Below are 20,873 nucleotides of genomic sequence, written 5' to 3'. Positions count from 1 at the left end.
AGCGTCTGGCGGCGGACGCTGCCGCGTCTCCCCCGCGCATGCGGGGATCGACCGTTGACCATAGTCATTGCGCCCCCATGCCCACAGTCTCCCCCGCGCATGCGGGGATCGACCTTCGGATCGCGTCGTCGGCATGGCATGTATCCGGTCTCCCCCGCGCATGCGGGGATCGACCTTTGGCAGCGACGCCGCCGCCGTGATCCCGCAAGAGATGGCGCTGGAGCTGATCGAATCCGGCACGAAGAGCGCCTCCGCCGACCTCTGCCACAAGCTGATCGACTACCTGGATCGGCAGGTCTCCAAGGCGGTGCTGGGCCAGACCCAGGCCGATCCGGCCCGATCCGGCCCAACCGGCGGCGATCCGGCTGCCGCACAGGCGCGCGCCGTGCACGGATGGCATGCGACAAGGCCGCAGGCCGCAGGGCAGCCGCACACAAGCCACGCGCCGCAGCAGCCGCCCGAGCCCGACGAGCTCGACCGCCTGGTGGACGAAGCCATGGCCGGCTGGCAGCCGATGGTGGAGCCGCTTGCGGATGCGGTGCAGGCACTGCTGGATGCCGCCGCCGGGCAGGGCCTGACGGCGGAGGACGTCAGCCGCCGGCTGGCGCAGGCGCTGCCTGGGCTGCCGGTGGAGGCGCTGGCGGAAAGGCTGGCGCGCGCGCAGTTTGCCGCGCGGCTGGCCGGGGTGCACGGGCGCGAGCCGGAGGGCGGCGATGGCCGATGATGCCGACCTGACGCAGGCGCGCATCGAGCGCGAGATGGACGGCCTGCTGCGCCGCCGCCCGTCTGCCCCGCCGCCCTGCGGCGCCTGCCTGTGGTGCGAAGCGCCGCTGCCTGCCCAGCGGCGCTGGTGCGACGCCGACTGCCGCGACGCCTGGCAACGCTTCGAGGAGCGCGCCCATGCCCGTCAAGCTCGCCGCTGATCCGGGGCAGGCCCCCATCGTGGCGCCCGCTGCGCCGGGCGAATTCGCGCGCGCCTTCCGCCTGCCGCCCGAGGATGCCGTGCGCTACATGCAAGGGCGCGATGCGGTGCGCGTGAGCTACGACTGGCACGAGCTGTGGCACGACGAGCACGCGCGCGCCTTCACCGTGTCGCGCCTGGCGCGCGCCGACCTGCTGTCTGACCTGCGCGCCATGCTGGAAAAAAGCGTGGCCGGCGACCTCTCGCGCCGCGACTGGCATCGCGCAGTGGCCGCCGGAGCTGGGCGCGGCGCTGTGGGAAAGCCTGGACGGGACGGCGCGTGCCAAGGCCGAGGCGCTGTTTGCCGCGTTCGTCGATGAAGTGGCTGCCGAGCGCAAACAGCCGCGCGGGCGCATGGCGCTGGCCGGGGCGCTGCGGCCGGGCTGGATCGAGGCGCTGGCCGCGCACGGCGCCAGTCCCGCCAGCGCCGAGATCATGGTGCGAGACGTGGATCTGGCGCACATGCTGCGCGACGCCAAGGCGCGCAAGCTGCCCGTCGCGTGGCTGCGGCAGTTGCCCGCGCATCTGCGCCAGCCGTCAGCGGTGTTGCTGGATCGCACCCATGACGAGCCGGCGTTACTGCTGCTGTTCGATGCGCCCGAGGGCGCCAAGCTGGTGTTGCGGCTGGATTATCGGCTCAAGAAACCGCGCGGGGCGCTGGCCAATGTGGTGGGGACGGGGCGGGTGCTGGATGAAGAAGCGTTGCGGACCCTTCGCAACGAAATCGGCGCCTCGGCGCTGATCCTGATCGATGGGCGCCTGTGATGCCGGGTTGGACTCGAACCAACATCAACGCGGGCGGCTTGCGCCGCCCCCGCCCCCTTACCCATCGGGGTACACGGCATCGCAGGCACCTTAAATATAGCTCTGGAATGACGGAGGGACGGGAACCCCCTCATCGATCCACGGCGGCTGCCGTGACCTCGTGGACACCCCTTGCCACGACTCGTCATCCAGAGCGGCTGGTGATGCGCGGTGGGACTCGAACCCACACACAACCCGCTTACGCGGACCCGTTACCTGTCAGGGCGCAGCGCATCACCGCCTATGGTCAGTATAGCCTACCCGGCCCGCGCCTCAAACCGCGCGGCTTCGCGCGCGGCGGCCACCTGCCGGCGCACCAGCGCCAGCAGCGCCGCCAGCTCGTCGCAGCGGCACTCCAGCTGCGCCTGCCCCAGCGCGGCAAAGACGGTTTCCAGCGCCTGCCGAAGAAGGGAGACAAGGGGTGAGGCCGCGCCGGATCGGCCTCGTGGGGCTGGCGCGGCGGGCTCCCCTGACCGCCGCGAGAGCCTTGCGGCCCCGGTGGGTAAGTCTGATCCCCACCAACCTTCGGTGTCCGGCGCACCTTCAGCATCTGCCGGGAGAATTTGCCGCCAGCCCTTACGGCAAGTGTAACCCACCTAAGCCCGCGCGTCGCCGCTAAGTGGCGCGTTGGCTTTTGCCGGGGGAGGAAGCGCCCGCCCTGACGGTGTTCGAATGGGGGCGCGACATGTGGCAGCCGATCACCGCGTTTCAGCCCGATGAAGTCACCCACCTCGAACGCCGTGGCAGGTTGGACAATAGAGAATGGGTGCGCCCCAATGCCTTATGCGACTCGCTTCCATGCCGCACCCGCCTGCCGCGCTACGACGCCGGAAGACGGCGCTGGCCGAAATGAAATGGCCGCAGGCGCTGCGCCACCTGCGGCCCGTCCGGCGCTGTATGGTCAGGATCGCAGCCTTCCGCGCCGATGACACACCAAGTATAGCCTACCCCGCGCGCGCCTCAAACCGCGCGGCTTCGCGCGCGGCGGCCACCTGCCGGCGCACCAGCGCCAAGAGCGCCGCCAGCTCGTCGCAGCGGCACTCCAGCTGCGCATCGCCCAGCGCGGCCAAGACGGTTTCCAGCGCCTACTGAAAAAGGGAGAAAAGAAATAAGGCGGCACCTGGACCGCCTCGCGGGGCTGGCGCGCCGGACTCCCGCGCCCGGCGACGAAACCTTTGGGCCCCAGGTCTGCCCTCACCAGATGGAGGGAGATTTTGCCGCCAGCCCTTGTGCCGAGTATAGCGTGGCCCGCCAAAGCGTGGGCACGGGCGCGCTGCTGGCAGAAAAAGAACTGGCCGCGTTGCGCGGCCAGGTCGGCAAGGGTATCGAAGTAATCGGTGGAGCGCTCTGACGCAGGGCCGGATTCGAACCGGCATCCACTTACCGCCCGTGGCGGCAGCCACCCTTACCCATCGGGCTACACTGCGCCAGAGCTTGTGCCAAGTATAGCCTGCCCGGCCGGCCCGCGCCTCAAACCGCGCGGCTTCGAGCGCGGCGGCCACCTGCCGGCGCACCAGCGCCAGCAGCGCCGCGAGTTTTTTGTGATCCGCATGCGACTCCGGCTGCACCGTTGAACAGCGACCAGTGCAAAACTACGCCCGCGACGGTTAATCCCGGCGCAAGCACGTTCCGCTCGCCCTTTACCACTTGCGCGGCTTGAAGCCCTTGGGTGTCGTGAGCTCAAACATCTCATCACGGATGCGCGCAGTGTAGAGACCTGCCGCTTGGGCTTCTTCTTCCACCCCGGCATCCCAGTCGATGCCGGCTAGAATCCCCACGCGCGCCTTGCCCTTGAGTTCCGGCAGAAAGTCGAAAAGGGTCTCCAGCTGCTCGATCAGCTGGCCGATCGCCTCGCGCTTGACGCGGCTTTTGACCTCCACCACCACCACCGTGTTGACCTTGCCGTTGGCCCAGGCCAGCACGTCGTATTCGCGCTCGCGATCGTCGCGGCGCACGCGCAGGCGCGGGGCCACGTTGTCCATGTGAAAGCGCCGCCGCAGCAGCCGCTCCATCGTCGGCAGCGCCATGCCCTCGGCAAAGTAGCCGAACTTGTCACCCAACCCGCCGATCTGGCGCTTGAGCTCGCGCAGCTGGCGGTCGGTCTCGCGGCTTTGCTCGGCCAGCGCGGCAATCATGGCCTTGAGGTCGTCCCACGAGAGGTCGGTGGCGGTGGTCATGGCGGTCGAGGCCGTATCTGTGCTTGCGCTTTCAGTCTAGCAAAGGCAGAGCTAGTCATCCGCGCCCCAAGCGCTGCCGATCCACAGCCCCAGCAGCAGCGGCCAAACCCAACTGCCGCGTTGCGGCGGGGACGTCGTCGGTGCCGCAACGGCGACTGCAGTCTGCCGCTGCCGCGCGCGCTCGGCTGCGGCATGCTGCACCACCGCTTGACGTTGCAAAGGTGTCAACCCCGCCCCGGCCAGAAACGAAGAGGCCAAGGCCAGCAGCCCCGCCGCGATGGGAATGATCAGGATCACCGAGCCGAGCAGCCACAGCAGCACGCCCAGGATCAGCGCCACCAGGAACATCTGATCCTCGGCCACCCAGAACCACAGCGTGATCCACGCCGGCGCGGTGAAGAACCAGAACATCCAGTGCCGTTCGAAGACCTCACCGATGTAGCCGCCCAGCCCTTGCGGGGACCAAGGGGGACGCACAGACGGTTGGTGCGCGGCGCGTCGTGGCGATCGGCATGCGCGCGCGGCCGGGAATGCGATGACCTGAGCCCGCCCTCGCGCCCGGACACGCTCACGCCGCAGACGGCGCAGCCGCCGGCGTTGCCACAGCGCGAAAGGGTGGCTGAGCCACGGCTCGCGCGGCTGAGGCCGTCGGCGCCAAGGCCGGCCCCGCCACCGCCGCCACCCCCACTCGGCGACCATCGATAGGAAAGTTAGCGGCGCCAGCAGCCACCACGGCACGCGCAGCAGCGCCGCGGTCGCCACCCAGACGGACACGACGAAGAATGCAACGATGAACGACACCGGCACGAGCAGCCACAGCGGCTCGTGCGGAGACAGGCTGATGTAGTAGCCCGCCAGCCCCGCCACGCCCAGCACCAGCCAGCCGTGCACGTGCGCGCGGTAGCGGTGGCGCAGGAAGACGGCGAAAGGGGGCAAGCGCTCGCTCATGTCGGTGCCTGTCCGATCGACCGCCTCACGTTACTCCCACTCGATCGTCGCCGGCGGCTTGGAGCTGACGTCGTAGGTGACGCGGTTGATGCCGCGCACCTCGTTGATGATACGGCTGCTGACCCTTTTCAGCAGGCTGTAGGGCAGCTCGGCCCAGTCGGCGGTCATGAAGTCGCTGGTCTGCACCGCGCGCAGCGCGACCACGTAGTCGTAGGTGCGGCCGTCGCCCATCACGCCGACGCTCTTGACCGGCAGGAACACCGCGAACGCTTGGCTGACGAGGTCGTACCAGCTTTTGCCGGAGTTGGGCTCGATAGTGGAGCGCAGCTCCTCGATGAAGATGGCGTCCGCCCGGCGCAGCAGGTCGGCGTATTCTTTCTTGACCTCGCCGAGGATGCGCACGCCCAGGCCCGGCCCGGGGAACGGGTGGCGGTAGACCATGTCGTGCGGCAGGCCCAGCGCCACGCCGAGCTCGCGCACCTCGTCCTTGAACAGGTCGCGCAGCGGCTCCAGCAGCTTCAAGCCCAGCTGCTCGGGCAGGCCGCCGACGTTGTGGTGGCTCTTGATGGTGACGGCCTTCTTGCTCTTGGCCCCACCCGACTCGATCACGTCCGGGTAGATGGTGCCCTGGGCCAGCCACTGGATGCCCTTGGAGCCGGGGCGCGCGGCCTTGAGCTTTTCCGCCTCGGCCTTGAAGACGTCGACGAACAGCCGGCCGATGATCTTGCGCTTGCGCTCGGGGTCGGTCACGCCGGCCAGCTCGCGTAGGAACAGGTCGCTGGCGTCCACCCGGATCACCCGGGCGTGCAGCTTGCCGGCGAACATGTCCATTACCATGTCGCCCTCGTGCAGGCGCAGCAGGCCGTGGTCCACGAACACGCAGGTCAGCTGGTCACCGATGGCGCGGTGGATGAGCGCGGCGGCCACCGACGAATCGACCCCGCCCGAGAGGCCGAGCAGCACCTCCTCGTCGCCGACCTGGGCGCGGATGGCCGCCACCGCCTCCTCGATATGGTCGCGCATGATCCAGTCGGGCCTGGCGCCGCAGATCTCCAGCACGAAGCGCTCCAGGATCGCCCGGCCCTGCACGGTGTGCGTCACCTCCGGATGGAACTGCACGCCGTAGAAGCGCCGCGTCTCGTCGGCCATGCCGGCGATCGGGCACGAGTCGGTGCTGGCCATCAGCTTGAAGCCGGGCGGCAGCTCCACCACCTTGTCGCCGTGGCTCATCCACACCTTCAGCATCCCGTACCCTTCGGGCGTGTGGAAGTCGGCGATGTCCTTCAGCAACGCGGTGTGGCCGCGCGCGCGCACCTCGGCATAGCCGAACTCGCGCACCGGCGAGCCCTCCACGCGCCCGCCGAGCTGCTGCGCCATGGTCTGCATGCCGTAGCAGATGCCCAGCACCGGCACGCCCAGCTCGAACACCGCATCGGGCGCGCGGTCGTCCACCTCATAGACGCTGGCGTGACTGCCGGAGAGGATCACGCCCTTGAGCCGCCCGTCGGCGGCGTACTGCCGCACCCACTCGCTGCTGACGTCACACGGGTGCACCTCGCAATAAACGTGCGCCTCGCGCACGCGCCGCGCGATCAGCTGCGTGACCTGCGAGCCGAAGTCGAGGATGAGGATCTTGTCGTGGTTCATCGTGAGGTCAAAGTTCAAGGCATTCCACGCCACGGGCGCGCGCCGCGGCGATGAGCTGCCGGTCGCGGGAGGCGAGCTGCGCGCTGCGGCGCTTCGCGAGTTCGAGATAGGCCGCGTCGTAGAACGTCAAGCCGCTTTCTCGCGCGAGCCGCAGCGTTTCCCGTCGTTGCTCGGGCGTCGGCGCATCTTCGATCGCGACACGGGTGGACAGCAGCAGATCCAAGCCGGCCTCCACAGCCGCGGGGGCAATGCGCCCGCGCCGGGCGGCCATCAGCAGCAAGTTGCCGACCTCCCAACACCACAAGGCTGGCGCCCAGAAACGCCCTTCGTCGGCACAGGCCTCGGCGAACCAATCCTCCGCCGTCTCGCTGCATTCGTCCGGCAACAACCACGCTGCCGCAACCGACGCATCGACGACCACCGGGACTGCCATCACTAAATCCGTCCCTCGTCGCGCAGGGTTTTCCAATCCGTCAACCCCTGGATGGCCGGGGCACCCGCCGCCAGCCGCCGGTAGGCACGCAGCCGATCCAAGGCCCGTCGCCGCAGGAGGTCGCGAGTGCCGGCCTCGCTACCCTCGGAGCAGGAGGGATCGCGTACCAGACGGGCCACCCGGTGCCCTCGGCGCGTGATCACGATCTCCTCGCCCGCCTCGACAGCCTGCAACAACGCCGAGAGTCGCTCTCTGGCCTCGTGTACGGAAACGGTCTGCATGGCCACAACCCCTGTTCGTCGCGAGTCTGAATCGTAAGACCGAAACGCCGCACATGGATCGCGCGACAGGCGGGCGGCCCGATCAATCCAGCCGGTAGTTCGGCGCTTCCTTGGTGATCTGCACGTCGTGCACGTGGCTTTCGCGGATGCCGGCGGCGGTGATCTCGACGAAGGCGGCCTTCTCGTGCAGCTCCTCGATGCTGGCGCAGCCGCAGTAGCCCAGCGCCGCGCGGATGCCGCCGGCCATCTGGAAGATGATCGCCACCACCGAACCCTTGTAGGGCACGCGGCCCTCGATGCCTTCCGGCACCAGCTTGTCGGCGTTGGGGTTGGCGGCGTCCTCACCGTCTTGGAAGTAGCGGTCGGCGCTGCCGGCCTTCATCGCGCCAATCGAGCCCATGCCGCGGTAGCTCTTGTAGCTGCGGCCCTGGTAGAGGATCACCTCGCCGGGCGCCTCTTCGGTGCCGGCGAACATGCCACCCATCATCACGCTGTGCGCGCCGGCGGCCAGCGCCTTGGCGATGTCGCCGCTGTAGCGGATGCCGCCATCGGCGATCAGCGGCACGCCGGATCCTTTAAGCGCCTGCGCGACGTTGTCGATGGCGGTGATCTGCGGCACGCCGACGCCGGCCACGATGCGCGTGGTGCAGATCGAGCCCGGCCCGATGCCGACCTTGACCGCATCCGCCCCAGCCTCCACCAGCGCGCGGGCAGCCTCGCCGGTGGCGATGTTGCCGCCGATCACCTGCACCTGCGGAAAGTTGCGCTTGACCCAGCGCACGCGGTCCAGCACGCCCTTGCTGTGGCCGTGGGCGGTGTCCACGACGATCACGTCCACGCCGGCCTTGACCAGTGCCTCGACACGCTCATCGGTACCGGGGCCGACGCCCACCGCCGCACCGACGCGCAGGCGGCCGTTGTCGTCGCGCGCGGCGTTGGGGAAGTTGAGCTGCTTGGTGATGTCCTTGACGGTGATCAGGCCCTTGAGCTCAAAGGCGTCGTTGACGACCAGCAGCCGCTCGAGCTTGTGCTTGTTCAGCAGCGCTTTGGCGGCCTCGGGCGTGGTGCCTTCCGGCACGGTGACCAGGCGCTCGCGCGGCGTCATGATCTCGCGCACCGGCGCGTCCATGCGCGTCTCGAAGCGCAGGTCACGCCCGGTAACGATGCCGACCACCTTGCCTCCTTCGACGACCGGAAAGCCCGACACGCCCAGCTCATCGGACAGCTTGACGACCTGGCGCACCGTGGTGTCGGGGCTGATGACCACCGGGTCGCGCAGCACGCCGGACTCGTAGCGCTTGACCTTGGCCACCTGCGCGGCTTGCTCTTGCACCGACAGGTTCTTGTGGATGATGCCGATGCCGCCTTCCTGCGCAATCGCAATCGCCAGCCGCGCCTCGGTGACGGTGTCCATGGCGGCCGACACCAGCGGAAGGTTCAGTTCGATCTCACGGGTGAGACGGGTGCGCAGCGACGTGTCTTTCGGCAGGATTTCGGAGTAAGCGGGGACGAGCAAAACGTCGTCAAACGTCAGGGCTTTTCCGAGCAAGCGCATGAGATGGCTCCAAAAATCGTATTGTAGTTGCCTGCTCTCGTTCATCCCAACGGTCAGCCTAGCGGCTGGAGCCTGGCTCTCGGCGTGGACGGGCAAACAGACCTGGCGCGCGCACGCCTTGACGCTGAAAACGCTCGCGCCGCGCCACCTTGGGATCGACGCGCAGCGGCCGTGTCAGCTCCAGCCGATCGCTGTCGCGCAGCAGCGCCTCCGGCGCCACGCGGCGCCCCCAGACGCTGGCGGCCAGCGTGCCGTCGGCCAGCGCGGCGGCGACATCCCAGCCGCTGGCGGCCAGCGCCTGCGCCACCGTGGCCCCGTCGGGCAGCTCAAGCGCTTGCTCGCGCACCCGCCGCGGCGCCTCGGCCCAGATGAGATCCACCCGCATCGCGCCGCCCTACCCCGCGCCGTAAACCTGGTCGGCGCGCTTGACGAAAGCGTCCACCAAGGTGTCGGCGATGCGGTCGAACACCGGCCCGACCAGCGCCGCCAGCACGCTGCTGGCAAAGCCGTAGGTCATCACGAAGTCGATGCGGCAGGCCCGCTGCGCCCCTTCCCCAAGCGGCGTGAAGGTCCAGTCGCCTTCCAGCTGCGAAAACGGCCCGTCCACCAGCGCGATGCGGATGCGCCGCCCCTCCTCGTGCACGTTGCGCGTGGTGAAGCTCTTGTGCACGCCGCCGAAGGCCATGCCGATCGAGGCCACCATGCCGTTGGGCGTGCGCTCCAGCACGCGACCATGCTCGCACCACGGCAGGAACTCCGGGTAGCGCTCCACGTCGGCCACCAGCGCGAACATCTCCGGCGCGCCGTGCCAGACGAGCACCGATTTGCGGACCGTCTTGGGTTTCATAGAATGCCAGATTTCGCCCGATTGTAGGCCCCATGAACGCAACCACCCGCAAGCCTGCTGCGGCGCTGATCGCCGACAACAAAAAGGCGCATTTCAACTACCACATCGAGGAACGCCACGAGGCGGGCGTGGTGCTGCAGGGCTGGGAGGTCAAAGCCATCCGCGACGGCAAGGTGCAGATCACCGAGGGCTACGTCGTCGTGCGCGACGGCGAGCTGTTCCTGATCGGCTGCCTGATCCACCCGCTGCGCACCGCCTCCACGCACGTCCGGGCCGACAGCGCCCGCACGCGCAAGCTGCTGATGCACAAGGACGAGATCCGCCGCCTGATCGGCAAGGTGGAGCAAAAGGGCTACACGCTGGTGCCGCTGAACCTGCACTGGAAGAACGGCCGCGTCAAGTGCGACATCGCGCTGGCGCGCGGCAAGGCCCAGCACGACAAGCGCGAGACGATCAAGGAACGCGAGGGTAAGCGCGAGGTCGAGCGCGCGCTCAAGCACCGCACGCGCTGACCCTCCCATCCGCGGGCCGGCGCCGTCACCGCGGCGCGGGGCGCAGTGCACCGGCTCAACCGCGCGCCACCTCCCACCCGACGATCTGGCGCTTCGTGGGGCTGAACTCCACGCCGAGTTCGATCACCTCCTCAATGCCCGGCGCGCCGCGGTGCTTGGCGGCGTAATCCTTGGCCTTGAGCTGGCGCATCGCCTCGCCGGTGGGGGCGTCGCCGTCGATGACCTTGAACTCGATCACCCACGCGCGGCCCGCATGGCGGATGACGAGGTCGCACTGGCCCGGATTGGAGACCTCCTCCGGCACGATGTCGAGCCCGAGGCTTGCCAAGTGGCTGTAGAAGACGCTGGCGTAATAGCCCTCATACTGGGCGATGGGGTTGGCGCGCACCCAGTCGTGCGGGATGCTGGCGTAAAGACGCTCGAAGTGCGCGCGCAGGCCTTGCGCGTCACCGTCGGTGAGCAGGTCGTACAGCCGCAGGGTCAGTTGCGACAGCGGGGTGCCGCCCGGCAGCCACCCGCCCAGCAGCAGCGCCTCGTTGAGGGCGCTGCGCACCTCGAGGTTGGGCACGCGCAGCGTGTAGACCGTGGCGGCACCCTTGCGCTGCTGGCCGTCGATGGTCAAATACCCCGTCTGCCACAGCAGCGCCTCGGGCTCGATACGCTCCACGTCAAAGGCTGAGAGCAGCTGCTCGCTGGCGTAGAGCCGCTCCAGCTGCGGGGTGAAGAACCCCTTGCCGCGCAGCCACTCCACGAGAAAAGTCGGCGTGCCGGTCTCAAACCAGTGCGCGCGAAACTGCCGATTGCGCAGCAGCAGCAGCACGTCAAACGGGTTGTAAACGCTCACCGGCCCCCAGCGGTAGCCGTTGTACCAGCGCCGGATCTCCTCCCGGTCCAGCGGCTGGCCCTCTTGCTTGGCAGCCTCCAGCTCCGGCGCAAACACCGTGTCGATGTCCTCCTCGGTGTAGCCGCAGAGCGTGCCGTATTCGGGATCCAGCGTCAGGTCGTAGAGGTTGTTGAGGCCTGAAAAGATCGAGACCTTGCTGAACTTCGAGACCCCGGTCAGCAGCACAAAGCGCAGGTCGGCGTCTCTTCCCTTGATGACGCTGTAGAGGTTGCGCAGGCCCTCGCGCATGGCGCGGGCGATCTCAGGGGCTTCGAGGTTGTCGAGGATGGGCTTGTCGTATTCATCGACCAGCACCACGGCCTGACGGTGGTGCTGCTCAGCGGCGCGGGTGATGAGCTCGGCGAAGCTGCCGGGGATGTCGTCGGGGTCTTCCAGCGCGACGCCCAGCCGCTGCGCCTGCTCGCGCAGCTGGCGGCGGATGTGGCGGTCAAGCTCGTCGCGCTTTTCCAGACGGCCTTCGGCAAAGCTTAAGCGAATCACGGGGTGGGGCTTGGCCCAGTCCCAGTGGTCGGCAAGGAAGAGCTTGTCGCGCGGCGCCGTGCCATCGGCGCCGTCGTGCGCGTCGAACAGCTGCCGCTTGCCCTCGAAGGCGCAGGCGATCGTGTCCAGTAGCAGGCTTTTGCCGAAGCGGCGCGGGCGGGAGAGAAAGTAGAACTTGCCGCTGTCCGCCAGGCGCGCGATCAGCAGCGTCTTGTCCACGTAGTAGTAGCCGCCCTCGCGGATGTCGCGCAGGGTCTGGATGCCGATCGGCAGTTTGCGGCGGGACCACCATCCCGGGCCAGGCTTCATATGCGCAGTTTACAGGGTGTGCTGGACTCCCGCTCTCCCGCCTTAGGGAGGTTTCGATTTTCGCTAGTCTGCACTGCGGCTGGCGCGCTTGCGCTCGTGCTCCTTCAGGAAGCGCTTGCGCAGCCGGATGCTTTTGGGCGTGATCTCCACCAACTCGTCGTCCTCGATGAACTCGACCGCGTATTCCAGCGTCAGCTCGATCGGCGGCGTCAGCTTGATGGCGTCATCCTTGCCGGCGGCGCGGAAGTTGGTCAGCTGCTTGGTGCGCACCGGGTTGACGACCAGGTCGTTGTCACGGCTGTGGATGCCGATGATCATGCCCTCGTAGACTGGGTCGCCGGGCTTGACGAACATGCGACCGCGGTCGTCGAGCTTGCCCAGCGCGTAGGTGACGATCTCGCCGTCGTCCTGGCTGATCAGCACGCCGTTCTTGCGACGCGCGATTTCGCCTTTGTAAGGCTCGTAGCCGTCGAAGATGTTGGACATCAGACCGGTGCCGCGCGTCAGGTTCAGGAACTCGGTCTGGAATCCGATCAGCCCGCGCGCCGGGATGCGGTACTCCAGCCGCACGCGGCCGCGGCCGTCCGGCTCCATGTTGACCAGTTCGCCGCGGCGCTCGCCCAGCGCCTGCATCACCGCGCCCTGGTGCGGCTCCTCGATGTCCACCGTCAGCAGCTCGATCGGCTCGTGGCGCACGCCGTCGATCTCCTTCAACACCACGCGCGGCCTGGACACCGCCAGTTCATAGCCCTCGCGGCGCATGTTCTCCAGCAGGATGGTCAGGTGCAGCTCGCCGCGGCCGCTGACCTCGAAGACGCCGTCCTCGGCCGTCTCGCGCACGCGCAGCGCCACGTTGCTCTGCAGCTCACGCTGCAGGCGATCCCAGATCTGGCGGCTGGTGACGAACTTGCCCTCGCGCCCCGCCAGCGGCGAGGTGTTGACGCAGAAATTCATCGTCAGCGTCGGCTCATCCACCTTCAGCATCGGCAGCGGGCGCGGATCCAGCGGGTCGCACAGCGTCACGCCGATGCCGATGTCCTCGATGCCGTTGACCAGCACGATGTCGCCCGGCCCGGCGGCATCAGCCAGCACGCGCTCCAGCCCCTGGAACTTCAGCACCTGGTGGATGCGGCCCTTGCGGCGCGGCCCGTCCGGCCCCTCGCAGACCAGCACCTCCATGCCGGGGCGGATCGTGCCAGCGTGGATGCGCCCCACGCCGATGCGGCCGACGTAGCTGGAGTAGTCCAGCGACGAGATCTGCAGCTGCAGCGGCGCGCTGGCGTCGCCCTGGTGCGCCGGCACGTGCTTGAGGATTGTCTCGAACAGCGGCGCCATGTCGGCGCCCCAGGGTTGTCCCGGCTCGCCCTCCGTCAGCGAGGCCCAGCCGTTCAGGCCCGAGGCATAGACGACCGGAAAATCCAGCTGCTCGTCGGTGGCGCCCAGCTTGTCAAACAGATCGAAGGCGGCGTTGATGACGTGGTCGGGCCGCGCGCCGGGCTTGTCCACCTTGTTGACGACGACGATGGGCTTGAGCCCCAGCGCCAGCGCCTTCTTGGTCACGAAGCGCGTCTGCGGCATCGGCCCCTCCTGCGCGTCGATCAGCAGCAGCACGCCATCGACCATCGACAGCGCGCGCTCGACCTCGCCGCCGAAGTCGGCGTGGCCGGGGGTGTCCACGATGTTGATGTGCGTGTCCTTCCAGCGCACGGCGCAGTTCTTGGCCAGGATGGTGATGCCGCGCTCGCGCTCCAGATCGTGACTGTCCATCACGCGTTCGCCGACCTGCTGGTTCTCGCGAAAAGTGCCGCTTTGGCGCAGCAGTTGGTCCACGAGCGTGGTCTTGCCGTGATCAACGTGGGCAATGATGGCGATGTTGCGGATCGGTCGGGTCATGATGCGTGGGTCTGGGTCAGCCATTGGGCGATTTCGGTCGGGGCGAGCAGCCGCACCGGGATCAGCTCGCCACCTTGGCAGCGGCCGCTGCCGAGCAGCGCGCGCGGTTTGGCGCCGAAGACGGCCACCGCCTCGGCGTCGGGCCAACGGCCGCGGCGGCGCAGGCCCGATAGAAAGCGAGCCGCTTCGCCCTCCTCCAGCGTCACCTGCGGCCAGCCGTGCAGCAGCGCCTCGGGCGGCCGCAGCCACTGCAGACGCTGCGGCATCGTGGCTTGCTCCAGTTGCTCCAGCGTGACGGCCTCGGCGAGCTCAAACGGCCCGGTGGCGGTGCGTCGCAGCGCGCTCAGGTGCGCGCCACAGCCCAGCGCCGCGCCCAGATCCTCGGCCAGCGTGCGCACGTAGGTGCCCTTGCTGCAGCGCACGCGCAGCCGCAGCGCGGCGGGGTCATGGGGCAGCGGCTCGAGCTCGAGCGCGTGGATCGTCACGCGCCGCGGCGCGCGCTCGAGCTCGACGCCGGCGCGCGCATATTCATAGAGCGCCTTGCCATCTTTTTTCAGCGCGCTGTGCATCGGCGGGATCTGCTCGATCACCCCAGTGAAGCGGCGCGCCAGTTCGGCCAGCCGCGCCGGGGTCAGCCGCTCAGCCTCGACCGGCGCGGTGGCGATCACCTCCCCCTCGGCGTCGCCGGTGGAGGTGCGCACGCCTAAGCGCAGCACCGCTTCGTAGGCTTTGTCGGCCTCCAGCTGCACCTGCGCGAACTTGGTGGCCGCACCCAGGCACACCGGCAGCAGCCCGCTGGCCAGCGGGTCCAGCGTGCCAGTGTGGCCGGCCTTCTCCGCCGCCAGCAGCGCCTTGACGCGCGACACCGCCGCCTGCGCCGACAGACCGACGGGCTTATCCAGCAGCAGCACCCCATGCACGGGGCGCCGCCGCACCCGTGCACGGGGCTCGGCGGTCATGCCGCGTCCTCGTCCTTGCCGCGCGAGGCCACGGCCTTGGCGATCAGGGCGTTGAGGTCGGCGGCGCGCTCGATCGAGCGGTCGTAGATGAAATGCAGCGTCGGCACCGTGTGGATGTGCAGCCGCTTGAACAGCGCGTTGCGCAGGAAGCCGGCGCTTTGGTTGAGCGCCTCTTCGGTCTGCTGAGGGTCGCCGACCAGCACACTAAAAAACACCTTGGCGTGCGCGTAGTCAGGCGTGACCTCCACCGACTGGATGGTCACCATCCCGAGGCGCGGATCCTTCAGCTCGCGCGGGATGAGCTCGCTTAAGTCGCGCTGGATCTGGTCGGCCACCTTCAGGCCACGGTGCGGTCCCTTGCGGCTGGGCATGGTGCTTCCCTTCAGAGCGTGCGCGCCACTTCTTTGATCTCGAAGAACTCCAGCACGTCGCCTTCCTTGATGTCGCTGTAGTTCTTGAGCTTGATGCCGCACTCAAAGCCTTCCTTGACCTCGCGCACGTCATCCTTGAAGCGCTTGAGCGACTCCAGCTCGCCGGTGTAAACCACCACGTTGTCGCGGATAAGGCGGAAGTGCGCGTTGCGCGTGACGTAGCCTTGCGTGACCATGCAGCCGGCCACGGTGCCGATCTTGGAAGCCACAAACACGGTGCGGATTTCGGCCATGCCGATGACTTCCTCGCGCTTCTCCGGGGACAGCAGCCCGGCCATCGCGGCCTTAAGATCGTCCACCGCGTCGTAGATGATGTTGTAATAGCGAATTTCGACGTCGGCAGCCTCGGCCACCTTGCGCGCGTTGGCGTCTGCCCGCACGTTGAAGCCGATGATGATCGCCTTGGAGGCGATCGCCAGGTTGACGTCGGACTCGCTGATGCCGCCGACGCCGGCATAAACCAGCTGCACGCGCACCTCGTCGGTGGAGAGCTTGAGCAGCGCTGCGGACAGCGCCTCCTGCGAGCCCTGCACATCGGCCTTGATGATGATCGGCAGCGTCTTGACCTCGCCGGCGTTCATCTCGGCAAAGAGATTTTCCAGCTTGGCCGCCTGCTGCTTGGCCAGCTTGGTGCTGCGATATTTGCCGGCGCGATAGGTGGCGATCTCGCGCGCGCGCCGCTCGTCGATCATCACCATGAATTCGTCGCCGGCCTGCGGCACCTCGGCAAGACCGAGGATTTCCACCGGGATCGACGGGCCGGCCTCTTTAACCTGGCGGCCGTTTTCATCGAGCATCGCGCGCACGCGGCCGTAGGTCTGACCAGCCAGCACCACATCACCGACGCGCAGCGTGCCGGACTGCACCAAGGCGGTCGCCACCGGGCCGCGGCCCTTGTCCAGCCGGGCCTCGATCACCAGGCCCTTGGCCTTGGCGTCCACCGGAGCCTTGAGCTCCAGGATTTCAGCCTGCAACAGCACGTTTTCCAACAGTTCGTCGATGCCCTGGCCGGTTTTGGACGATACCCCGACAAAGGGCGAATCACCTCCGTATTCCTCTGGCACCACCTCCTCGGCCACCAGCTCCTGCTTGACCTTCTCGGGGTTGGCGTCGGGCTTGTCGATTTTGGTCAGCGCCACCACGATCGGCACCCCGGCCGCCTTGGCGTGCTTGATCGCCTCGCGCGTCTGCGGCATCACGCCATCGTCAGCCGCCACCACCAGGATGACGATGTCGGTGGCCTGCGCGCCGCGCGCGCGCATCGCGGTGAACGCCTCGTGGCCCGGCGTGTCGAGGAAGGTGATGACGCCGCGCGGCGTCTGAACATGGTAGGCGCCAATGTGCTGGGTGATGCCGCCAGCTTCGCCCGCAGCGACCTTGGAGCGGCGGATGTAGTCCAGCAGCGACGTCTTGCCGTGGTCAACGTGGCCCATGACGGTGACCACCGGGGGACGGGGCTTGGGCTCGCCCCGATACAGCCCGGCCTCTTCTTCGGAAAACGCCTCCGGATCATCCAACGCCGCGGCCACGGCTTTATGACCCAGCTCCTCGACGACGATCATCGCGGTATCCTGATCCAGCGACTGGTTGATCGTCACCATCTGGCCGAGTTTCATCAGCACTTTGATGACCTCCGAAGCCTTGATGGCCATCTTGTGCGCCAAGTCAGCCACAGTGATCGTTTCCGGCACGTGCACTTCGAGCACCCGGGTTTCAGCCGGAGGCGGCGCCGCCACCCGCTCGTCACGCCCTCCCTTGCCCGCTGCCTTGCCTTTGGGCCCCGCGCGCCAACCGTTGGCGCCGGCGCGGGCAGCGGCCTCGGCGCGGCCTTTAAGCTCTTTTTCTTTTTTCTTGCCGGATTCGTCTTTCCACGACGAGGAAAGGGCTTCCGATTTGAGTTCCTTCTTCGCCGGAGTCGGCGCCGCAGCCGGCGCGCGCGCCGGCGTGCCCGCCGGCTTGTGCAGCGTGCCTTTGAGGCCCGGCTTCGGGGCTGGCGCCGCAGCCGTTGCGCCGGCCTTGGGCTCCTCGGGCTTTTTGGCCACCAGCACTTTGCGCGGCTGCGCCATCATGGCACGGATGGCTTCGGCCTCTTCCAGCGCTTTGCGCCGCCGCTCCTCCAGCTCGCGTGCGCGCGCCTCTTCGGCGGCGCGCTGCGCCGCCAGGCGTTCGCGCTGGGCGGCTTCCTCTTGCGCCGCTGCGTTGGACTGGGCTGGCTGCGCCGCTTCAGCCACGGGGGCGTTGTGTTCCAGCGCCTCAAGCGATGGAGCAGGTTGCTGCGTCACTTGCGTTGCGGCAGCGGCGCGGGCGGAGTCGCGTTGCGCGCGCGCGCGTTCGGCGGCTTCGCGCGCCAGCCGGGCCTCTTCAGCCGCTCGAGCCTCGGCTTCTTCGCGTTCACGGCGGCGGCGCGCAAGCTCTTCCTCTTCCTGACGCAGCCGCTCGGCTTGCAAGCGGGCTTCCTCCTCCCGCCGTGCCAACTCCGCGGCTTCGGCTTGCGCTTGGGCCTGCGCCTCGACCAAGGCTTGCTCGTCCACCGCGGAGACCATTTCAGCCGACACAGGCGGAGCCGGCGTCGGCGCCGGCTCGTCGTCGCGCTTGATGAAGGTGCGCTTTTTGCGCACTTCGACTTGGATGGTGCGCGCCCGCCCGGTGGCGTCGGCCTGCTTGATCTCGGTGGTGGATTTTTTGGTCAGCGTGATCTTGCGCCGCTCTTGGCCGAGCGTGCCGTGCGCCGCCTTCAGGTAGGCCAGCAGGCGCTGCTTGTCCACCTCGGTGACAGGGTCGCTGCCAGCCTGCTTGCGCACGCCAGCGGCGGCAAACTGCTCCAGCAGCAGCGAGACGGGTTTGTTGAGCTCGGCAGCGAATTCGGCGACGGTGTTGCTCGACATAGGATTCCTTCGTGACTCTCTGCAGGGGCTGGGCAGGTCAGCTGCGCGGGCTGGCGTCGTCACCGGTGAACCAGTGCTCGCGCGCCTTGAGGATCAGCACTTTGGCTTCTTCAGGGTCTTGCCCCGTGATCTCAACCAGCTCGTCCACCGACAAATCAGCCAAATCATCCAACGTATGCACGCCCGCTTCAGCCAACTTGGCAATCAGGTCGGTGGTCAAGCCCGGCAGCGAGCGCAGATCTTGCGCCACCTCTTCGACGCTTTCCTCTTTGGCGATTTCCATCGTCAGCAACGCGTCTTTGGCGCGCGCGCGCAACTCATGAATGGTTTCTTCGTCCAATGCTTCGATTTCCAGCATTTCCTGCAGCGGCACGTAGGCCACTTCTTCCAAGCTGGTAAAGCCTTCCTCAATCAAAATGTCGGCAATCTCCTCATCCACATCGAGCTTGCCCATGAACAGCTCGCGCAGCGCCTGGCGCTCTTGAGCTTGCTTGGCGGCGGACTCTTCAGCCGTCATGATGTTGATTTTCCAGCCGGTCAACTCCGACGCCAGCCGGACGTTTTGGCCGCCACGACCAATGGCGATGGCAAGATTTTCCTCATCCACCACCACATCCATCGCGTGCCGCTCTTCGTCCACCACGATCGACTGCACCGCAGCAGGCGCCAACGCCGCAATCACGAACTGGGCCGGATCATCGCTCCACAGCACGATATCCACCCGTTCGCCTGACAATTCGTTGGTCACCGCATTGACCCGCGAGCCGCGCACCCCGATGCAGGTGCCGATCGGATCGATGCGGCGGTCGTGCGACACGACCGCGATTTTGGCCCGGCTGCCGGGGTCGCGCGCGCAGGCCTTGATCTCTAGCAGGCCCTGCTCGATTTCCGGCACCTCTTGGCGGAACAGCTCGATCATGAACTCGGGGCTGGCGCGCGACAGCAAGATCGGCGCCCCGCGCAGACTAGGATCAACCTCGACGATCAGCGCGCGAATCCGGTCTCCGTTGCGGAAGTTTTCTTTCGGGATCATTTCGCTGCGCTTCAGGCGCGCCTCCACCCGACCGCTTTCCGCAATCAGGTCGCCCTTGTCCATGCGCTTGACGGTGCCGACAAAAATACGATCGCCACGAGAAAGAAAGTCATTGAGCAGCATTTCGCGCTCGGCGTCGCGGATTTTCTGCAAAATGACTTGCTTGGCCGCCTGCGCTCCGATGCGACCAATCGGGACGCTTTCGATAGGTTTTTCAATATAGTCGCCAATTTGAATATCAGGATATTCTTCAACCACGTCCGAATACAGCTCTTCGGCCTCTGGATTTTGCAGACCGGCCTCGTCAGGCACGACTTTCCAGCGACGAAAGGTTTCGTAGCTGCCCGTTTCGGGATTAATTTGCACGCGCACATCGGCGTCTCCGCCCAGCAGCTTCTTCGTCGCCGACGCCAACGCCGCTTCCACAGCCCCTATCACCACGCGCGGCTCGACATTTTTTTCGCGCGAGATGGCATCAATCAACATCAACATTTCACGGTTCATTGTGGTCGGCCTTTCTTATGCCAGCTTGTCGTTGCGCACGCCTTCTGCTTCGCCTTGTGCTTGCTGGGGGAGTCGCTTTCCTGGGCGACGCCCCGTAAAATCCACCACCGGCGCCAATCGCGCCTCCCGCACCTCATCGAGCGTGAAGTCCAGCACCCGCACGGTCTGCGCAGCCGCGCCGGGTTCGTCTCCTGCGCCGCGTGCCGTTGCAACGCGAGCCGCCCGCTTCGGCCCCAGGCGCTTGTCGTCGTCGGACAGCAGCTCCAATCGCCATGCCCCTGGCGTCGAACCCCGACACAGGACGCCGCGAAACTTGCGCCGCGTCGCGGCTACCAAGCCACTGGCTGCCGCGCCGATTGGCGCGCGCAGCGTCACCTCCACCACTTCGCCCTCAAAGCGCTCGTAGTCGCGCGCATGGCGCAGCGGCCGATCAATACCGGGTGAACCCACCTCCAGCCGCCGGTAATCAACCCCCTCGACTTCGAGCACCCATTGCAGCTGGCGGGTGACGCGCTCGCAGTCGTCCACGGTGATGAAGCGCTCGGATTGCCCCGGCGCCCAGGGCCAGTCGATGGTCAAGCGCAGCATGCCGCCGGCGGAGCGCTCCAGGTCCACCAATTCATAGCCCATGCCGGCCACCGTCTGAGCCACGGTTTGCTGCCAGTTGCCTGCCATGTTTCGTTCGATGCGAGTAACCTGCTCGCACGTCGGTGACGCGCTCGCTTGCCCTTTGCTGCGCGACCAAAAAAAATGGGCCGGTGGATACCCGCCCATTTGGTCGCGATCCGAGGATTTTACCAGCTTTGGGGGTCTTTGTGGCATGGAATACCTGATCGGGCCGATCAGCAAGGGCAGCGCAAGCGTTACAATTCGCAACCGTCGGAGCGTAGCGCAGCCTGGTAGCGCATCTGCTTTGGGAGCAGAGGGTCGAAGGTTCAAATCCTTTCGCTCCGACCACCATCGCTGCCCGCGCAAGCCCCCTGCCGTCCGTAGCTCAGCTGGATAGAGCAACGGCCTTCTAAGCCGTGGGTCGGGGGTTCGAGCCCCTCCGGACGGGCCAATCATCCGCTGTGGTGAAGCGCTCAACGGAAACGCTCCAAACGGTGCATCCGAACCGCGTTAGGGCGTATCGAAACCTGATGCGCATGCGTCAGCAGATGCACGCCTGCGTCTGCCGCATCAAGCTGAGGCGCCGGCGTGCTTGCGGTTGCCCGTCCACTCGCTTGGGGGCGCCGAACTGGCCGCTGAGCGTCTAAGCCATGAGGGCTGACTTCAGCTGGGCCGCCAACCTCACCTCGCAGACCAAGCCT

The 20,873-nt window shown here is 67.3% G+C and carries 21 protein-coding genes, 3 tRNA genes and 1 CRISPR repeat array (1 of these 25 running past the window's edge); of the genes, 7 read left to right on the top strand and 17 right to left on the bottom strand.

Annotation, left to right across the window (positions count from 1 at the left end):
• Positions 1-175: direct repeats of the CRISPR family, unit length 28 nt; unit sequence GTCTCCCCCGCGCATGCGGGGATCGACC; it reaches 585 nt to the left of the window's first position.
• 21 nt (positions 176-196) lie between these two features.
• The 4 genes from Talka_RS12275 to Talka_RS04755 are packed head-to-tail and all read left to right on the top strand — an operon-like array spanning position 197 to position 1,726.
• Positions 197-724, top strand: coding sequence for a phage portal protein family protein (locus tag Talka_RS12275; protein WP_143889967.1), 528 nt, complete (start codon positions 197-199; stop codon positions 722-724).
• Complete coding sequence (locus tag Talka_RS04765) at positions 714-923, top strand: hypothetical protein (RefSeq protein ID WP_143889966.1); 210 nt, start codon at positions 714-716, stop codon at positions 921-923. The genes Talka_RS12275 and Talka_RS04765 overlap by 11 nt, the downstream gene beginning before the upstream one ends.
• Positions 901-1,281, top strand: coding sequence for a hypothetical protein (locus tag Talka_RS04760; RefSeq protein ID WP_143889965.1), 381 nt, complete (start codon positions 901-903; stop codon positions 1,279-1,281). The genes Talka_RS04765 and Talka_RS04760 overlap by 23 nt, the downstream gene beginning before the upstream one ends.
• Position 1,282: 1 nt before the next feature.
• On the top strand, positions 1,283-1,726 hold the full coding sequence (locus Talka_RS04755) for a hypothetical protein (protein WP_143889964.1): 444 nt from the start codon (positions 1,283-1,285) through the stop codon (positions 1,724-1,726).
• A gap of 983 nt (positions 1,727-2,709) precedes the next feature.
• Here Talka_RS04755 and Talka_RS12225 read toward each other — a convergent pair.
• From Talka_RS12225 to Talka_RS04715, 10 genes are all read right to left on the bottom strand, one after another.
• A complete protein-coding gene (locus tag Talka_RS12225) occupies positions 2,710-2,835 on the bottom strand; it encodes a hypothetical protein (RefSeq protein WP_281289642.1) in 126 nt (41 codons plus the stop codon).
• 278 nt (positions 2,836-3,113) lie between these two features.
• Positions 3,114-3,194: transfer RNA gene (locus Talka_RS11910), tRNA-OTHER, on the bottom strand.
• A 211-nt stretch (positions 3,195-3,405) separates the two neighbouring features.
• The gene (locus Talka_RS04750; RefSeq protein ID WP_143889963.1) at positions 3,406-3,942 is read right to left on the bottom strand and encodes a DUF3782 domain-containing protein; all 537 of its coding nucleotides are present in this window, start codon (positions 3,940-3,942) and stop codon (positions 3,406-3,408) included.
• A gap of 51 nt (positions 3,943-3,993) precedes the next feature.
• A complete protein-coding gene (locus Talka_RS04745) occupies positions 3,994-4,890 on the bottom strand; it encodes a hypothetical protein (protein ID WP_143889962.1) in 897 nt (298 codons plus the stop codon).
• A gap of 30 nt (positions 4,891-4,920) precedes the next feature.
• A complete protein-coding gene (guaA, locus tag Talka_RS04740) occupies positions 4,921-6,537 on the bottom strand; it encodes a glutamine-hydrolyzing GMP synthase (protein ID WP_143889991.1) in 1,617 nt (538 codons plus the stop codon).
• 7 nt (positions 6,538-6,544) lie between these two features.
• Positions 6,545-6,970, bottom strand: a complete 426-nt coding sequence (locus tag Talka_RS04735) for a type II toxin-antitoxin system VapC family toxin (RefSeq protein ID WP_143889961.1) — start codon at positions 6,968-6,970, stop codon at positions 6,545-6,547.
• 2 nt (positions 6,971-6,972) lie between these two features.
• Positions 6,973-7,251 carry a type II toxin-antitoxin system Phd/YefM family antitoxin gene (locus Talka_RS04730; RefSeq protein ID WP_143889960.1) on the bottom strand — a complete coding sequence of 93 codons (279 nt, stop codon included), beginning with the start codon at positions 7,249-7,251 and terminating at the stop codon, positions 6,973-6,975.
• Between the two features lie 82 nt (positions 7,252-7,333).
• On the bottom strand, positions 7,334-8,806 hold the full coding sequence (guaB, locus tag Talka_RS04725; RefSeq protein ID WP_143889959.1) for an IMP dehydrogenase: 1,473 nt from the start codon (positions 8,804-8,806) through the stop codon (positions 7,334-7,336).
• Positions 8,807-8,864: 58 nt separating this feature from the next.
• Entirely contained in the window at positions 8,865-9,191 is a 327-nt protein-coding gene (locus Talka_RS04720; RefSeq protein ID WP_143889958.1) for an RnfH family protein, read from the bottom strand.
• A gap of 9 nt (positions 9,192-9,200) precedes the next feature.
• A complete protein-coding gene (locus Talka_RS04715) occupies positions 9,201-9,653 on the bottom strand; it encodes a type II toxin-antitoxin system RatA family toxin (protein WP_143889957.1) in 453 nt (150 codons plus the stop codon).
• A gap of 32 nt (positions 9,654-9,685) precedes the next feature.
• On the opposite strand from Talka_RS04715, the gene smpB reads away from it, so the two are divergent.
• Positions 9,686-10,165 (top strand): SsrA-binding protein SmpB, encoded by a 480-nt coding sequence (gene smpB / locus Talka_RS04710; protein ID WP_143889956.1) that lies wholly within the window; start codon positions 9,686-9,688, stop codon positions 10,163-10,165.
• 55 nt (positions 10,166-10,220) lie between these two features.
• Here smpB and Talka_RS04705 read toward each other — a convergent pair whose 3' ends face one another.
• The 7 genes from Talka_RS04705 to Talka_RS04675 form a co-directional block, all read right to left on the bottom strand.
• Positions 10,221-11,858: an ATP-binding protein gene (locus Talka_RS04705; RefSeq protein ID WP_143889955.1), complete on the bottom strand. Its 1,638-nt coding sequence runs from the start codon at positions 11,856-11,858 to the stop codon at positions 10,221-10,223.
• 63 nt (positions 11,859-11,921) lie between these two features.
• Positions 11,922-13,751 carry a translational GTPase TypA gene (gene typA, locus Talka_RS04700; protein ID WP_143889954.1) on the bottom strand — a complete coding sequence of 610 codons (1,830 nt, stop codon included), beginning with the start codon at positions 13,749-13,751 and terminating at the stop codon, positions 11,922-11,924.
• Positions 13,748-14,710 carry a tRNA pseudouridine(55) synthase TruB gene (truB, locus tag Talka_RS04695; protein ID WP_143889953.1) on the bottom strand — a complete coding sequence of 321 codons (963 nt, stop codon included), beginning with the start codon at positions 14,708-14,710 and terminating at the stop codon, positions 13,748-13,750. Before truB ends, typA begins: the two co-directional genes overlap by 4 nt.
• Positions 14,707-15,081 carry a 30S ribosome-binding factor RbfA gene (gene rbfA, locus Talka_RS04690; RefSeq protein ID WP_143889952.1) on the bottom strand — a complete coding sequence of 125 codons (375 nt, stop codon included), beginning with the start codon at positions 15,079-15,081 and terminating at the stop codon, positions 14,707-14,709. Before rbfA ends, truB begins: the two co-directional genes overlap by 4 nt.
• Positions 15,082-15,092: 11 nt before the next feature.
• Complete coding sequence (gene infB / locus Talka_RS04685; RefSeq protein WP_143889951.1) at positions 15,093-18,026, bottom strand: translation initiation factor IF-2; 2,934 nt, start codon at positions 18,024-18,026, stop codon at positions 15,093-15,095.
• A gap of 37 nt (positions 18,027-18,063) precedes the next feature.
• Positions 18,064-19,563 (bottom strand): transcription termination factor NusA, encoded by a 1,500-nt coding sequence (gene nusA, locus Talka_RS04680; protein ID WP_143889950.1) that lies wholly within the window; start codon positions 19,561-19,563, stop codon positions 18,064-18,066.
• A 15-nt stretch (positions 19,564-19,578) separates the two neighbouring features.
• Positions 19,579-20,412 (bottom strand): LSm family protein, encoded by an 834-nt coding sequence (locus Talka_RS04675; protein WP_221933855.1) that lies wholly within the window; start codon positions 20,410-20,412, stop codon positions 19,579-19,581.
• Positions 20,413-20,443: 31 nt separating this feature from the next.
• On the opposite strand from Talka_RS04675, the gene Talka_RS04670 reads away from it, so the two are divergent.
• Both Talka_RS04670 and Talka_RS04665 read left to right on the top strand, forming a co-directional pair.
• Positions 20,444-20,520 (top strand) — tRNA-Pro (locus Talka_RS04670).
• A gap of 26 nt (positions 20,521-20,546) precedes the next feature.
• Positions 20,547-20,623: transfer RNA gene (locus Talka_RS04665), tRNA-Arg, on the top strand.
• Positions 20,624-20,873 lie beyond the last annotated feature (250 nt).

It is taken from the genome of Tepidimonas alkaliphilus (genome assembly GCF_007556595.1).
Taxonomy (GTDB): domain Bacteria; phylum Pseudomonadota; class Gammaproteobacteria; order Burkholderiales; family Burkholderiaceae_C; genus Tepidimonas; species Tepidimonas alkaliphila.
This window is presented reverse-complemented; position numbering and strand designations above follow the sequence as displayed.

What these genes read in the sequence shown, in the direction of transcription:
- Talka_RS04745 (WP_143889962.1), bottom strand. Translation starts at nt 4,890, where the DNA reads ATGAGCGAGCGCTTGCCCCCTTTCGCCGTCTTCCTGCGCCACCGCTAC.
- Talka_RS04750 (WP_143889963.1), bottom strand. Translation starts at nt 3,942, where the DNA reads ATGACCACCGCCACCGACCTCTCGTGGGACGACCTCAAGGCCATGATT.
- typA (WP_143889954.1), bottom strand. Translation starts at nt 13,751, where the DNA reads ATGACCCGACCGATCCGCAACATCGCCATCATTGCCCACGTTGATCAC.
- guaB (WP_143889959.1), bottom strand. Translation starts at nt 8,806, where the DNA reads ATGCGCTTGCTCGGAAAAGCCCTGACGTTTGACGACGTTTTGCTCGTC.
- Talka_RS04705 (WP_143889955.1), bottom strand. Translation starts at nt 11,858, where the DNA reads ATGAAGCCTGGCCCGGGATGGTGGTCCCGCCGCAAACTGCCGATCGGC.
- smpB (WP_143889956.1), top strand. Translation starts at nt 9,686, where the DNA reads ATGAACGCAACCACCCGCAAGCCTGCTGCGGCGCTGATCGCCGACAAC.
- truB (WP_143889953.1), bottom strand. Translation starts at nt 14,710, where the DNA reads ATGACCGCCGAGCCCCGTGCACGGGTGCGGCGGCGCCCCGTGCATGGG.
- Talka_RS04715 (WP_143889957.1), bottom strand. Translation starts at nt 9,653, where the DNA reads ATGAAACCCAAGACGGTCCGCAAATCGGTGCTCGTCTGGCACGGCGCG.
- Talka_RS04760 (WP_143889965.1), top strand. Translation starts at nt 901, where the DNA reads ATGCCCGTCAAGCTCGCCGCTGATCCGGGGCAGGCCCCCATCGTGGCG.
- nusA (WP_143889950.1), bottom strand. Translation starts at nt 19,563, where the DNA reads ATGAACCGTGAAATGTTGATGTTGATTGATGCCATCTCGCGCGAAAAA.
- Talka_RS04765 (WP_143889966.1), top strand. Translation starts at nt 714, where the DNA reads ATGGCCGATGATGCCGACCTGACGCAGGCGCGCATCGAGCGCGAGATG.
- Talka_RS04730 (WP_143889960.1), bottom strand. Translation starts at nt 7,251, where the DNA reads ATGCAGACCGTTTCCGTACACGAGGCCAGAGAGCGACTCTCGGCGTTG.
- Talka_RS04735 (WP_143889961.1), bottom strand. Translation starts at nt 6,970, where the DNA reads ATGGCAGTCCCGGTGGTCGTCGATGCGTCGGTTGCGGCAGCGTGGTTG.
- guaA (WP_143889991.1), bottom strand. Translation starts at nt 6,537, where the DNA reads ATGAACCACGACAAGATCCTCATCCTCGACTTCGGCTCGCAGGTCACG.
- infB (WP_143889951.1), bottom strand. Translation starts at nt 18,026, where the DNA reads ATGTCGAGCAACACCGTCGCCGAATTCGCTGCCGAGCTCAACAAACCC.
- rbfA (WP_143889952.1), bottom strand. Translation starts at nt 15,081, where the DNA reads ATGCCCAGCCGCAAGGGACCGCACCGTGGCCTGAAGGTGGCCGACCAG.
- Talka_RS04720 (WP_143889958.1), bottom strand. Translation starts at nt 9,191, where the DNA reads ATGCGGGTGGATCTCATCTGGGCCGAGGCGCCGCGGCGGGTGCGCGAG.